At 38.6% G+C, this 13,211-nt stretch carries 11 protein-coding genes and 2 tRNA genes; 6 read left to right on the forward strand and 7 right to left on the reverse strand.

Annotated features, from left to right (window positions below; translation table 11 throughout):
* The coding region (locus FBQ94_RS16475) for an ATP-binding protein (RefSeq protein WP_285442276.1) at nucleotides 1-1,569 on the forward strand (1,569 nt) is incomplete at its 5' end.
* Between the two features lie 550 nt (nucleotides 1,570-2,119).
* Nucleotides 2,120-3,229 carry a response regulator gene (locus FBQ94_RS16480; RefSeq protein WP_007223255.1) on the forward strand — a complete coding sequence of 370 codons (1,110 nt, stop codon included), beginning with the start codon at nucleotides 2,120-2,122 and terminating at the stop codon, nucleotides 3,227-3,229.
* A gap of 189 nt (nucleotides 3,230-3,418) precedes the next feature.
* Here the strand turns inward: FBQ94_RS16480 and FBQ94_RS16485 are convergent, their stop codons facing one another.
* Nucleotides 3,419-4,357 carry a redoxin domain-containing protein gene (locus FBQ94_RS16485; protein ID WP_007223254.1) on the reverse strand — a complete coding sequence of 313 codons (939 nt, stop codon included), beginning with the start codon at nucleotides 4,355-4,357 and terminating at the stop codon, nucleotides 3,419-3,421.
* A 413-nt stretch (nucleotides 4,358-4,770) separates the two neighbouring features.
* Between FBQ94_RS16485 and FBQ94_RS16490 the strand changes: the two genes are divergently transcribed.
* The 4 genes from FBQ94_RS16490 to FBQ94_RS16505 all read left to right on the forward strand — a co-directional run bounded on the left by FBQ94_RS16490 (nucleotide 4,771) and on the right by FBQ94_RS16505 (nucleotide 9,157).
* Nucleotides 4,771-6,321, forward strand: coding sequence for a M16 family metallopeptidase (locus FBQ94_RS16490; protein ID WP_007223253.1), 1,551 nt, complete (start codon nucleotides 4,771-4,773; stop codon nucleotides 6,319-6,321).
* 59 nt (nucleotides 6,322-6,380) lie between these two features.
* A complete protein-coding gene (locus FBQ94_RS16495) occupies nucleotides 6,381-7,883 on the forward strand; it encodes a M16 family metallopeptidase (protein ID WP_051006240.1) in 1,503 nt (500 codons plus the stop codon).
* A gap of 34 nt (nucleotides 7,884-7,917) precedes the next feature.
* Nucleotides 7,918-8,781 carry a DMT family transporter gene (locus FBQ94_RS16500; protein WP_040544612.1) on the forward strand — a complete coding sequence of 288 codons (864 nt, stop codon included), beginning with the start codon at nucleotides 7,918-7,920 and terminating at the stop codon, nucleotides 8,779-8,781.
* 229 nt (nucleotides 8,782-9,010) lie between these two features.
* Nucleotides 9,011-9,157: a hypothetical protein gene (locus FBQ94_RS16505; RefSeq protein WP_285442277.1), complete on the forward strand. Its 147-nt coding sequence runs from the start codon at nucleotides 9,011-9,013 to the stop codon at nucleotides 9,155-9,157.
* A 65-nt stretch (nucleotides 9,158-9,222) separates the two neighbouring features.
* Here the strand turns inward: FBQ94_RS16505 and FBQ94_RS16510 are convergent, their stop codons facing one another.
* The 6 genes from FBQ94_RS16510 to FBQ94_RS16535 form a co-directional block, all read right to left on the reverse strand.
* Nucleotides 9,223-10,191 (reverse strand): hypothetical protein, encoded by a 969-nt coding sequence (locus tag FBQ94_RS16510; RefSeq protein ID WP_040544609.1) that lies wholly within the window; start codon nucleotides 10,189-10,191, stop codon nucleotides 9,223-9,225.
* 13 nt (nucleotides 10,192-10,204) lie between these two features.
* Nucleotides 10,205-10,972 carry a cytochrome c biogenesis protein CcsA gene (ccsA, locus tag FBQ94_RS16515; RefSeq protein ID WP_007223247.1) on the reverse strand — a complete coding sequence of 256 codons (768 nt, stop codon included), beginning with the start codon at nucleotides 10,970-10,972 and terminating at the stop codon, nucleotides 10,205-10,207.
* Between the two features lie 14 nt (nucleotides 10,973-10,986).
* Entirely contained in the window at nucleotides 10,987-12,087 is a 1,101-nt protein-coding gene (locus FBQ94_RS16520; RefSeq protein WP_007223246.1) for a peptidylprolyl isomerase, read from the reverse strand.
* A 51-nt stretch (nucleotides 12,088-12,138) separates the two neighbouring features.
* The gene (locus FBQ94_RS16525) at nucleotides 12,139-12,369 is read right to left on the reverse strand and encodes a hypothetical protein (RefSeq protein WP_007223245.1); all 231 of its coding nucleotides are present in this window, start codon (nucleotides 12,367-12,369) and stop codon (nucleotides 12,139-12,141) included.
* 163 nt (nucleotides 12,370-12,532) lie between these two features.
* Nucleotides 12,533-12,617, reverse strand: a tRNA-Leu gene (locus tag FBQ94_RS16530).
* Between the two features lie 188 nt (nucleotides 12,618-12,805).
* Nucleotides 12,806-12,878: transfer RNA gene (locus FBQ94_RS16535), tRNA-Cys, on the reverse strand.
* Nucleotides 12,879-13,211: the final 333 nt, after the last annotated feature.

Genomic DNA, 13,211 nt, shown 5'->3' on the forward strand with positions numbered 1-13,211 from the left:
GAAGCAGAAGAGGCGCTTCGGAAAAGCGAGGCCAGTCTTGCCAATGCACAACGAATCGCCCATCTGGGGAATTGGCAATGGAATATGAGGGAGAATAAAGTAGTCGGATCTGACGAATTCTATCGCATTTTTGGTAAAACCCGACAAACATTCAATGGAACATACGAAACGCTTCTCAATTTTGTTCATCCGGACGATAGGGTATTTGTTAAGAAATCTGTTCGCGAAGCACTAGATGAGAAAAAACCTTATTGTATTAACTTTCGTATTCTTTTACCAGACGGTTCGGTTCGTATTATACATACCGAGGCTGAAGTTATTTTTGACAGCGCCGGTAAAGCAATTCAAATGAATGGAACAAATCAGGATATCACGGAATATAAACAAGCAGAGGAAGAGAAGGCAAAATTGAGAGAGCAGCTCTACCATGCCCAGAAGCTGGAGTCTGTTGGCAAACTTGTAGGATGTATTGCCCATGATTTTAACAATATTCTCTCTGCAATAATCGGCTATGTAGAATTACTACAGAATAAGATGAAAAAATATGATTCATCAGTGGATGATTCATCAAAGAATTATATTGAAAGAATCCTTGCCATAGCAGAAAAGGCTATTCATTTAACTCAAAATCTCCTCATCTTCAGTAGAAAAGAGATAAATAATCCTAGACCGGTACATGTAAATACCATTATAAAACGAGCTGAGAGCCTTCTTTCAAATCTCATTTGTGAAAATATTAAGCTCAATACCGTGCTTACCGATAAAAATTATACCATCATGGCAGATAGCGGTCAGATAGAACAAATCTTAATGAACCTTGCAACAAACGCACGGGATGCCATGCCGGACGGAGGAATTTTAACGATACGTACTGAAATCGTAACATTAGACAATGCTTTTATACAAAATTATGGCTACGGCGAGATTGGGAAATACGTGCTTGTATCTATTTCAGATACAGGCATGGGTATGGATGAAGAGACTCAAAAAATGATTTTTGAGCCGTTTTTTACAACGAAAAAGCACGGAAAAGGCACAGGTCTTGGGCTTGCAATCGTATATGGAATTGTTACACAACACCAGGGTTACATACAGGTTGATAGTGCACGGGGAAAAGGCACAACATTCAAGATTTATTTACCCATAATTGAGTCTGATGTTGAGGAAATAATACCCCAGGATTTGCCGGCTCCTGTAAAAGGTATTGAAACGATACTGCTCGCAGAAGATAATATAGAAATCAGAAAAATCATTAAAATGGTATTCAGAGGATCAGGTTATAAAGTTATCGATGCTGTAAATGGAGAAGAAGCAGTAGATAAGTTTATGAAAAATAAAGACGATATCCGGCTTCTTGTCTTTGATGTGATGATGCCAAAAAAAAATGGAAAAGAGGCATACGATGAAATAAAGAAGATAATGCCTGGAATAAAGGCTCTTTTTATGAGCGGTTATCCAAAAGATGGCGTGAGTAATAAAATAATCCTGGAAGAAAGCTTACCGTTTATTTCAAAACCTGTTTCACCAACCGGACTTTTGAAAAAGGTGAGAGAAGTATTGGATACTTAGACTATCAATTTTGTTTCATAGTTCTGTGCTTGTCACACCCCTGTGGCGTCACGCATCTGTGTCACGTCACACATCTTCCGCCTGGAGGTATGCCCGTTATCGTACCCCGTGTTAGGTCTTTTAGCAAATTCTCTTGCCATAAGCCCTTGAATATCAATACCTGATTCTTTGCATGGTGTATTGTTATAGCATCCAAGAGATGAAACCGAACAAAATGTGGTGCATGAGTCTTTGGTTGTATGCTGGTATAGGGAACGTTACGGAGTCTCTCAACATGTCATTGCGAGGGTTTTTTCCGAAGCAATGGCTGGTGGGGTTGTCTTTCCTCTGTTGAGGATATGTTCGGTTTCATCCTTGAAATACTATAAATACTTCTATAAGCAACTTACTCCATCTCTATAAGCTTCTCGCGTACCCTTTGGCAAGCATATTGCGCTGTTATTTTCAATTAGTGACTATTCCCGTTCGTATTGAGATCTGCTATCGAAGATATTTCTCACAAATCTCTCCATGAGATTTTTATTTTCAAAGAAATTCTCAGAAGGGTAAAATGATTGAGCAAACAAAGAAGCTAAAAATTCTTATAGCCGGTGATGCAGAAATAACGTTACGGTTTATGAGTTACATACTTACCCAGAATATCTATACCTTTTATATAGCCAGAAATGGATTTGAAGTACTAGAAAAAGTAAAAACTATTTCTCCAGACCTGATTTCCCTCGATAGTATATTGCCCAGGATGGATGGTTACGAGACATGTAAAAGACTAAAAGAAGATCCATCAACAAAACACATTCCTGTCATTATGGTAACCTCCCTTGGCGATAAACATTCCACGAGCAAAGCCCTTGAGTGCGGCGCAAACGATGTTATCGCAAAACCTATTGATCGTATGGAACTTATGGTAAGGGTAAAAAATCTCTTGAGGATAAAAGAGCTTGAAGATTTTCTTCGATGGCATAATGAATTTTTTGAAGAAGAGGTCAATAAAAGGACATCACCACTCATACTTACCAACAGACAATTAGAAGAATCTGAGAAGAAGATAAAAGAAGGATACATCGAAACAATCCATCGGCTAACGATCATCGCCGAGTATAAGGATGAAAGCACTGCTTCCCACATAAAGAGGGTATGTCATTATTGCGCAACTCTGGAAAAGGGGTTGGGCGGTTCCCGGGAGGATATTGAAACGATCTTTTATGCAAGCCCCATGCATGATATAGGTAAGGTTGGCATTCCGGCAGAAATTCTCCTGAAACCTTCAAGTCTTAACCCGGAAGAGTTTGCTTTGATGAAAACTCATACAACAATAGGCAGTAAGATTCTTCAGGGCTCTACATCAAATATCATTAAAATGGCAGAAAGAATTGCGCTATCCCACCATGAGCGATGGGATGGGAGTGGTTATCCAAACAGCCTTAAGGGAGAAGAAATTCCGAGGGAAGGAAGGATAATGAATATAGCAGATCAATATGATGCGCTTCGCAGCAGGAGGAACTATAAACCTGCCTTTGATCATGAGAAGACAGTGAAGATAATCAGTGAGGGTGATGGGAGGACCATGCCCGCACATTTTGATCCTACAGCGCTCGGGGTATTTACGGACTTTCACAGACAATTTGCCGAAATATACGAGGCATATGGAAGATTTGAGTAAATGCTTAAAGATAGGTGTAATAATACCCTGTGTTTATTCAGAGTAAATATAATGGAATGGACTTTTCGGACTTGCAGGTAACAGGTTATCCGGGGATTGTTTTGTAAATCACAGATTTTCCGGTATCTTGATGTATATGGAAGAGACGCACCCACCAGGGACGTCTCTCTTCCATATAGCGAAAAATCATTATCGAAACAAGGGTACATCTTTTGATTCCGAGAGAAGTGTCATAACCACTTGAGTGGCGCTCTCCAGATTACTTCCCATATAGCGGATCTTACTTTCCCTGTCGATAACAAACATGGTAGGGATAATATTTACACGGTACAGACCGGGAAGTACACCTTTCCATCGTTTTCCATCAAACAACTGAGGCCATTCTACCTTTTCCTGTTTTACAAAACCCCGTACATTTTCAATATCATCATCAAGGCTTACCCCAATAAACTGAACACCTTTATCCTTGAATTTATTATACATATTTTTAACTTTTGGGAATGCTTCCAAACATGGATCGCACCATGTTGCCCAAAAATCAAGAATAACTATATTTCCCCTGTATTTCGATAAGTCAATTTGATTTCCCTTAAAATCCATGGCATTAAACGTTGGAGCTTCGGCGCCGACGCGTACCAAACCACTTAATTCACTACCAAAACTATCGGCTGCTGCAGGCTCTATGAGCTTTAATTCTGCTATTGTTTCTTTTGCTTTTACAATGTCACCCTTTCCCAAAAGGGCCTTTATCTTAAAGTACAGTGAGCGCGCCTTAAAATTTGAGTCAATTCCTTCATGACTTAATACAATATCAAAGTATTTAATTGCTTCGTCGTAGGTATGCATCTCATTGTAAATAGCGCCAATATAAAATTTTGCTTCTAGTTCTTGTTCCGTTCCGGCATATTTTTCAATCAAGGTATTCAGGGATTTTAATGATTCTTCATAATATTTCTTTGCATCTGCAATCTTCATTTCGGTAAGGCTGCTTAAATTCCTTCGGATAAATTCTAACTGTTTTGCTGCAGTCGCATCATTTCTTAGCTCGCCAGCAGTAACTACACACCCCATCCATACAAAGAAAATAGAAGTGATTGCCGTTAAAATTAAAAAGCCCGTTTTTCTCATAATAACTCCTCGTAATATTACAGAAAATCCCCTTTTCCTAACGAAAATACGACTTAACTTACATAAATTTTTATATTAACATGATTATATCTTATATTCAAGGGTCATTTCTCTTATAACCTTAGTTTATGAATAATAAACTTTTTATTGACCTAATGTATCAGAGCGGTTAAGATGTTTTCAAGGAAAAGAAAATAGCCCTTGCTTATAGTATAGTAGTATGCCGTATACCTCTTATGACTAAAGTATGGCTAAAGAAAAGCAGATAGAAATTTGGGAACTAATTAAGGCTGATAAGGGTTTATTTATACTATCTTTCATGAAATATATAATGCAGGGTTGTTTTGAAAACCTTTACTTCATATTTTTTATAGAATATTCGTTCAGGAATAACGAAATGGAGTGTACCGAAAATGAGAAAAAAAGCGCTTGCATCGATTTTTTCTGCCATAATGCTTGTTATGCTTTTTACAACAAGGGGAATATATGCAGAATCTCTTAAGCTTGATGTAAAGGAGCATGTATTTAAGAATGGTTTAAAATTACTTATGTTTGAAAAACACGATGTGCCGATTGTTTGTGTCCGTATTAATTATAAAGTTGGTTCCGTAGATGAACGACCTGGAATTACCGGAGTTTCACACCTTTTTGAGCATATGATGTTCAAGGGAACAAAAATATTCGGAACTAAGGATTTCGCTGCAGAAAAACCTTTGCTTGATAAAGAGGATGATCTCGTTATAAGAATCTCTGCAGAAAGGAATAGAGATATCCCAGACACGAAAAAGATTGCATCCCTTGAAAAGGAACTGGAAGAAGTCAGAAAAAAACTCAGGGATTTGGTGGTGAAAGACGAGGTCTTTGCTCTCTATTTTCGGCATGGAGCTGCAGGGCTTAATGCTGCAACCAGTAGCGACGGCACTTACTATTTCTGTAATCTCCCGGCAAACAAACTGGAGTTATGGGCATTTATAGAATCGGATAGGATGAAAAATCTCGTACTCCGGGAATTCTATTCTGAGCGGGATGTCGTTATGGAAGAAAGGCGGCTCAGGACAGAGAATAGCCCCTTCGGTTTGTTAATGGAACAATTAAACGCTGTGTCTTTCATTGCTCATCCCTACCGTTGGCCTACGATTGGATGGCGATCAGATGTACAAAATATTACTAAGGCAGAAACTGCAGAATATTTTAAGAAATATTATGCCCCGAATAATGCGGTGATCGTTATGGTTGGGGATTTTAATCCTGATACTGCAATAAAATTAGTAGAACAATACTTTAGCAATATTCCGAGCCAGCCTGCTCCTCCCAGGGTTAAGACTGTTGAGCCTGAACAGAAAGGAGAACGGAGAACTGAGGTGGAGTTTGAATCAAATCCTTATATCGCTATTTCATATCATATTCCACAGATTGGGCACTCCGACTTATACGCGCTGGATGTATTAGCCTCGCTTCTTTCAGATGGCAGGACTTCAAGATTGTATAAATCTCTGGTTGAAAATAAGCGTATTGCCGTTATGGCCCATGCCTTTAATCAAATCAGTAAATATCCGGATTCATTCGTTCTTCTTGCTGCGCCAAGGGCACCACATACGGTGGAAGAGATAGAGTCTGCTCTGTATGAGGAAATTGAAAAACTAAAAAATACCCCGCCCTCTGATTGGGAATTGCAAAAGATCAAAAATCAGCTGGAAGCGGAATTTATCCGGGGCCTTAATTCTGCCTCAGGTCTTGCAAACGAGATAGGAGAATTTGAGGTTCTTGCTGATTGGCGTTACATCAATACCTTTATGGATAAACTATCACAAGTAACTGCTGAAGATGTGATGCGGGTTGCAAAAAAATATCTGGTAAAGAGAAACCGTACCGTGGCTACCCTTAGAAAAAAAGAACATGGTAATGGTAAGGCAGAAGAAACAAAGGAAACCCATAAAGCAGGATTACCAATGACTATTGATTAAATCCTTTTCTTGGCACTTTTATGTATAAGTTGAAGGTTGGAAAATTTGGAGATTTTAACGTGATTATAAATAAATATTTTGTATTTTCTCTTGTAGTTATAGCATATGCATTCTCAATCGTTCACTCTGCAAATCTCTTTGCACAAACCCAGAGTCATGAGCTTGGTCATGAGCGGCCCGCTGTTCCACCGGTAACATCACCAGAATCGGAAGGAAGCAGGAAGGTTTCTCAGTTTAAATTTAAACCCCTTAATTTTGTCCCTCCAAAGGTCGATAGGATTGTTATGGAAAATGGCATGATATTGTATCTCCTGGAGGATCATAATCTGCCTATATTTAATATGGTTGCACGTATTAGAACAGGAGCAATCTATGAGCCGCCGGAAAAGGCAGGATTGGCTAATCTCACAGGGTATGTAATGAGAAGCGGCGGTACACCGTCTATGCGGGCAGACAAGATGAATGAAGAACTCGAATTTATGGCAGCCTCAGTGGAAACATCCATTGATCGTGAGTCAGGGAATGCAACCTTATCTGTACTCAAAAAAGATATTGACAAAGGACTGAAAATCTTTGCCGATGTGCTGATGCATCCTGCCTTTCCGGAAGATAAGATTCAGATGAGAAAGGATGAAGTTGTTGAGATTATCCGGCGTGAAAATGATAATCCATCGCAAATTGCGAACAGGGAATTCCGTAAAATTATTTATGATAGCAGACATCCGTATAGCAGAAGGGTTGAAGGGAGCCTGGAGTCTATTGAAAAGATTACCAGGGAAGATATGATTGCCTTCCATAAAAAGTACTTCCATTCCAATAATATTATTCTTGGTATCTCCGGAGATTTCAATAGAGAGGAGATTATCAAAAAGCTCAATGAGGTATTTGCAGGCTGGAAGAAAGAGGATATTCAATTTCCGGAGGTTCCTAAAGTTGAAAGGCATTTCGAAAGGTCTGTGTATAATATTTACAAGGATATTAATCAGGCAAATGTAATGATGGGGCACCTGGGAATTCACCGGAGAAGTCCTGATTATTTTCCTGTTACGATCATGAATTTTATTTTAGGCGGAGGAAGTTTTAATGCACGTATTCTCAGCAGAATCCGTTCTGATGAAGGGCTTGCCTATTCAGCTTTCAGCGTTTTTCAAACCTCACAAGACCTCGGGATGTTTTTTGTATCATGTCAAACGAAATTGGAATCTACTAATCGCGCTATCTCAATTGCCCTGGAAGAGCTTGATAAGATGCGGAATACACCGGTCGGTGACGAAGAACTAGCGCAGGCAAAAGAGACCTTTATGAATCAATTTATCTTTAAATTTGTTACCAGCGCAAATATTGTGGGACAGAAGGTAGACATCGAATATGAGGGGTTGCCCTTGAATTATCTCGAGACCTATCTGGACAACGTGAAATCCGTTACCCGGGACGATATTCAGCGAGTTGCAAAAAAGTACCTGCACCCGGATGAGATCAAGATTCTTGTCGTTGGTGATAAGGAAAGGTTTGATAAACCGCTGAATAATTTTGGGAAGGTGAATCTTATTGAATTAAAATAAATAATACAATCACTATTTTTTCCGATGGTTAACCTTGAATTGGCTTTTTCTGTCTCTCTCTTGTGCCTTTTTTGCCGCAACGACCGATGCATTTTGTAAAAAATCTCTCACCGAGAGCAACGAATACCTCGTTGCATGGGTGCGTGTTGCGTTTGCTGCACCTTTTGTGCTCTTAATTTTACCCTTTATAGAAATACCAGCGCTAGACAGATATTTTTTTCTTGCAATCCTCATTTTACTTCCCTTAGAAATTACGGCGCTTATACTCTACATGAAGGCTATTAAAGCCTCTCCTTTATCCCTAACTTTGCCGTTTCTGGCGTTAAGCCCTGTCTTTATGATCTTTACCTCGAATCTTATCCTCGGGGAAAAGTTAGATAGCTATGGAATCATAGGGATATCTCTTACTACTATCGGGGCCTATTTACTTCATGTAAAGACTACGAGGAAAGGCATATTAGAACCCTTTAAGGCCATACGGCGGGAACGCGGATCGGTATACATGATTATCGTTGCCTTCATCTATAGTATCACATCCAACCTGGGGAAAATGGCGGTATTACATTCGAGTTCATTATTCTTTGCTTCAACGTATCTTCCGATTCTTACTCTGATTGTCCTTCCTATTTTATTATGGAAGAGACATGGTAAGGTTAAACAAGCGGTTCCTCACATTACCCTGTTCATTCTGATTGGTTTATCTATGGCTCTTGCTACCGTTACTCATTTTTTAGCTGTAAACATCGTAGAAGTTCCTTATGCCATTTCAGTAAAACGTACAAGTCTCCTTTTTGGTATACTGTACGGCGCTTTTTGGTTTAAAGAAACGAATATAAGGGAGCGATTAATCGGCAGTACTATTATGGTTATTGGGGTAGTTGTTATCACATTATTTTAGAGAAGGATGTTTTGTCATATTTATAGGGTAAGCAATCGAAAGATTGTTTTCTATTTTAGAATTTTACTGTGAGGAAAATACTGGAAATGTTAATAAGGGTTTATTCTATTAACAATATTAATTATTAATGTAAACATAAAAACCCTTGTTTTTAATTTTATGGAAAAAGAAGTATATACATCAGGGATTTATAAGCAACAATATCAATACAAAAGTTTTAGTCCGTGCTATGAATTTTGCAATAGGTGAACTTGAAAAACTTCCCATTTCGATGCGTTTGATAAAAGAGACACATGGTGTTTTATTATCCGGGGTAAGAGGTGAATCAAAATCTTCTTCGGTATCATGTATGATGCCCGGCTGTTTAAAGAAATAGATATCAGGGAACGATTGGTTGGTACAATTAATTATGATAGCAGGGGATGTTTATTATTCGCTGTTTTAGGTATTAACCATCCTTCCAATAACCCTCAGGATTACAAGGATCATACCGATAGAAAAAAAGAATACTGTTACAAAGGTTAGTGGAATGCTGGGGTTGTTTTTAACACTGACAAGAACGCCGGGTACACTGTTGATATCTGCAAAGACAATTTGTGCCCCATGAATTTTTTTCCCGTTCGTTTCTCCAATAGGTAAAAAGGTTTGCTGTGTTTCTTGATTTTCTGCAGTAGAAATTAATTTTACTACCGGATAACGATATTGTGGTGGCATGTAGAGATCATCGACACGAATCTTACCGGTGTTAACGTTGCATACCTCGTCAATCTTGAGATTACAAATACGGTCATCTACTTTAAGAACCACGCTGGATGCAATCCAGCCGTAATCTCGCATGAGGACTTCGGATATTCCGTGCTCCAAAAGGACGGGATTATTGTAACCAAGGGTATCCGAGTATTCAATTCCATCCTTCCTGACCGAGACAAAGGCTTCTATCTTCCTAGGCATACCATTTGGATAAGAGCTTGTCTTAAGATCGGTAACTTTCATTTCAACACCGCCAATATTTGTCCACTCATCTGCTACAGACACAGGAGGTTCTGTTGTTGAATAGAGCCCTCCTATGAGGTGAGCAACCAAAGTGATTACAAATCCAATATGCACAATGGATGCCCCGTAGAGAGGTATCTTCTTTATACCCCGTTTTGTTTTCTTAATAATCGAATCGAGAGTACATAAGAAGGTATTGATGCCGTAGAGGATGCAAGCAAGAAACAGGATATAAAACCACAGATGGAGGGGTTTCTTATTGGTAAAAAAGAAGGAGATATCTTCTCCGGAAAGCCCTGCATATTGACGTGGCTGATAGTTCATAATAAGGCTTCCAATAATAAGCAAGCCTGTAACGGTGAAGCCTATAATGATACCTAGTTTTTGTGATTTGAATATAGCGTATATCTTTTTCATGTAAGATTTTACTTCATTGAAAACTATGAGAACTGCCAATGAGAAAACTCGTACCTACATAGGTCATTAAGAGTATGATAAATCCTGCAATGGCCATAGGCGGCTTAAGCCATTTTGCCTCTGGCCAGTAATCAAGATGGAGACAGGTAGCATAAAAAAACCAGATTATTACAGACCAGACGACCTTAGCATCCCAGAGGAAATACGATCCCCATGCGACATATCCCCATAATCCCCCAAATATCATAGAGATTGAAAAGGTAATAAGACCATATTGAAAACCCGAGTCGATGATTTGATCGTACGGTCTTTTTTCGCCTGATACGAAATACCGCGCAACGGCTGCAGCCATAGCGCTGACCCATAAGGCATAACAGAAAAAGGATAAGGGAACGTGTAATATATACCAGATAGTAAGCATCAGGGGAGGAGCGTAACTCAACCCTTTTGGGAAGAGCATGGCTGCCACATAGAAGCCATATCCAACTCCAAACAATGACATGCGATAGATAGGGCTTTCTGTTTTTGCATAGATGAGCAGAATAATAAATGCAGCAGCGGCAAAGGCATTAAAGGATTCAAACTTATTGGTTAAAGGAAAATACTCTATCGATATACCACGAAGTATGATGGTTACGATATGGAGAATAACAATTCCTAATAGAATAAAGAATCGTAATTTCCATCGTGTGAATCCAAAAACCCAATAGATTGAGTAAGCGCCGAAGCAGATCCAATAGATAAGTATAGAGACCTGGTTAAGAAAATGAGCTGTTTCCATTTTAGCTGTTTCCGTTATGGTAAAGTAATTTCGATCTTTGCCTTTTCCCGCAAATTCTTGACAAGGGTATTCATTTCAACCGCAGTTACTTCTTCCCGTACTTTATCTTTTACCTCGCTAAAACTTATGTCTTTTGGAGAGGTGTGAGCTGTAACTTTGATCAGGTGATACCCAAATTCTGTCTTTACCGGATCGCTGATTTTACCTACTTCTGTAGCAAAAGCCGCATTAGCAAAGGATTCAACCATAGCGCCTTGTTTGGGGAAGGAACCTAATCCGCCACCAGTTTTTCCGGTTGGACAATCAGAATATTTTTTAGCCAATTCGGCAAAATCAGCCCCTTCATCGAGCTCTTTTTTAATGGAGTCAATTTTTGCCTTTGCCTTATCCAATTCCTCTTGAGTCTTCATCTCTTTTGTATCAACCAGTATATGGCTGGCTGTAACGGATTCACCATTAAAATTGCTAAGATTTTTCATGAAATAGTCTTCCATCTTTTTGTCATTGATATTTTTGGATACATAGCTTTCAATGGCGGCTGACATACGAATCGCAGTTTTTAATTCATCTATATTACTGCCTTGGAATTCCAAAAACTGTTCTAATGTCTTATCTTTTGTAGATGGATTGTTTTTGATATTATCCCGCATTTTGTTAATTTCTTTATCTACAATCTCTTCCTTAACAGTTAGCTTATTCTCTGTAACAAATTGCCGTAACAAATTTTGCGTAACAAGTTGTTCTGTGATTTGTTGCTCCATAGAAGCTAATGCAATGGGATTTACATGGTTTCTGAAGCGGTTCAGGATTGTATCCAACTCCTTGCGGAGAATTTTTTCATTGTTAACCGTGGCGATTACCTTATTGGGATCAATCTTTTCCTTCTTGCCATGAGCGCTCATACCATGCCCACCGCCCTCCATAGACATCCCTGTCTCATGCATTTTTTCTTTATCCTTTTTATCAAATTCGACATTTTTGTGTATTTTCGCGAAATCTTGTTCAGTTGTTTCACCACTTAATTGCGGATTATTGAATTCGCTTTTTCCACAACCATAAAAGGATAAAGCAAATACACTTAAGAAAATCATAAAAATAGTAACTCTTTTAAACATAAATACTCCTTAGTAAAGATAATTTTAATTGTGAACTAACAAAAATTTAGTTTAAATGGATGTGCGAGGGGTATGTTTTCTTCCATAGTATTCAGTGATAAGCTTCAGGAGGTCTTCTTCTTTTAGGTTTGAAATATAATCTAATCCAACATCGATGAGGAGATTAACTGAAAGACGGGGGTTCTTTGCCGTAATCTGCTTTAAAGCCTCGAATATTTCCGGATCTATCTCTATCGCTGTTTTTGGTTTAAGCATAAAATATTTTAAAAGTTTAATGTCCATAAAATGTATGATACTTAACAAATCACCTATTAAATAAGTTCCCTGATTTTGATATTTTTACGGAGAAGCTACATTCAAATTGCCTCATTCATAACAGGAATAAAGGCAAGAATAGGGATTTTTTTTCTTAAGGCAAATATAACACCAAATATTCCTCTATACATGGGCGAGGTGGGAGTCGAACCCACATGACCTTTTACGGTCAAAGGATTTTAAGTCCTTCGTGTCTGCCATTCCACCACTCGCCCGATGATATTCATTTCACAATAATCTAACCATTAATTTACACAAGCAGGCACAAACAAAAAAAGGATAAACAGGGCCTCTTAAAGGTATCGTAATTTTCTTTCCATTTCGTATTTGTGTAGATTTGTATTCATTGTGTGGCTAATCTTTACGGCGTACTCATTGGTACCGTTAGCAGGTATTAATTAAAAGGCGGCACTGGGATTCGAACCCAGGATAACGGTTTTGCAAACCGTGGCCTTAGTCCACTTGGCGATGCCGCCTGTATTTTATTTTTATAATTATGTAAGTGTTTTATGATACCATCAGAAAAAAGGTAAGGCAAGAAGTTTTTTACGTTAGGAAAAAGAATGTCAGAATCGGAGTAGATAAAATCTTCTTGATTTTTGTTTTCAAAAATGTATGTTTACGTTTGAAAAAATGAAGACTCTGCACCAGTGATTGACAAGCAATTAAGAGAGAACATAAAAATGAGGAAACTACTCCGTGTATTGATCATCGAAGACTCACCGGATGATACAGAACTGCTCCTCCGTGAATTGAGATGTGGCGGCTATGATCCGGTTTACGAGCGGGTCGAGACGGCCTCAGGCATG

Origin of the sequence: Candidatus Jettenia sp. AMX1, from assembly GCF_030263775.1 — a bacterium.
GTDB classification, from domain to species: domain Bacteria; phylum Planctomycetota; class Brocadiia; order Brocadiales; family Brocadiaceae; genus Jettenia; species Jettenia caeni.

What these genes read in the sequence shown, in the direction of transcription:
- FBQ94_RS16480 (WP_007223255.1), top strand. Translation starts at nt 2,120, where the DNA reads ATGATTGAGCAAACAAAGAAGCTAAAAATTCTTATAGCCGGTGATGCA.
- FBQ94_RS16510 (WP_040544609.1), bottom strand. Translation starts at nt 10,191, where the DNA reads ATGAAAAAGATATACGCTATATTCAAATCACAAAAACTAGGTATCATT.
- FBQ94_RS16490 (WP_007223253.1), top strand. Translation starts at nt 4,771, where the DNA reads ATGAGAAAAAAAGCGCTTGCATCGATTTTTTCTGCCATAATGCTTGTT.
- FBQ94_RS16525 (WP_007223245.1), bottom strand. Translation starts at nt 12,369, where the DNA reads ATGGACATTAAACTTTTAAAATATTTTATGCTTAAACCAAAAACAGCG.
- FBQ94_RS16520 (WP_007223246.1), bottom strand. Translation starts at nt 12,087, where the DNA reads ATGTTTAAAAGAGTTACTATTTTTATGATTTTCTTAAGTGTATTTGCT.
- FBQ94_RS16505 (WP_285442277.1), top strand. Translation starts at nt 9,011, where the DNA reads ATGAATTTTGCAATAGGTGAACTTGAAAAACTTCCCATTTCGATGCGT.
- FBQ94_RS16485 (WP_007223254.1), bottom strand. Translation starts at nt 4,357, where the DNA reads ATGAGAAAAACGGGCTTTTTAATTTTAACGGCAATCACTTCTATTTTC.
- ccsA (WP_007223247.1), bottom strand. Translation starts at nt 10,972, where the DNA reads ATGGAAACAGCTCATTTTCTTAACCAGGTCTCTATACTTATCTATTGG.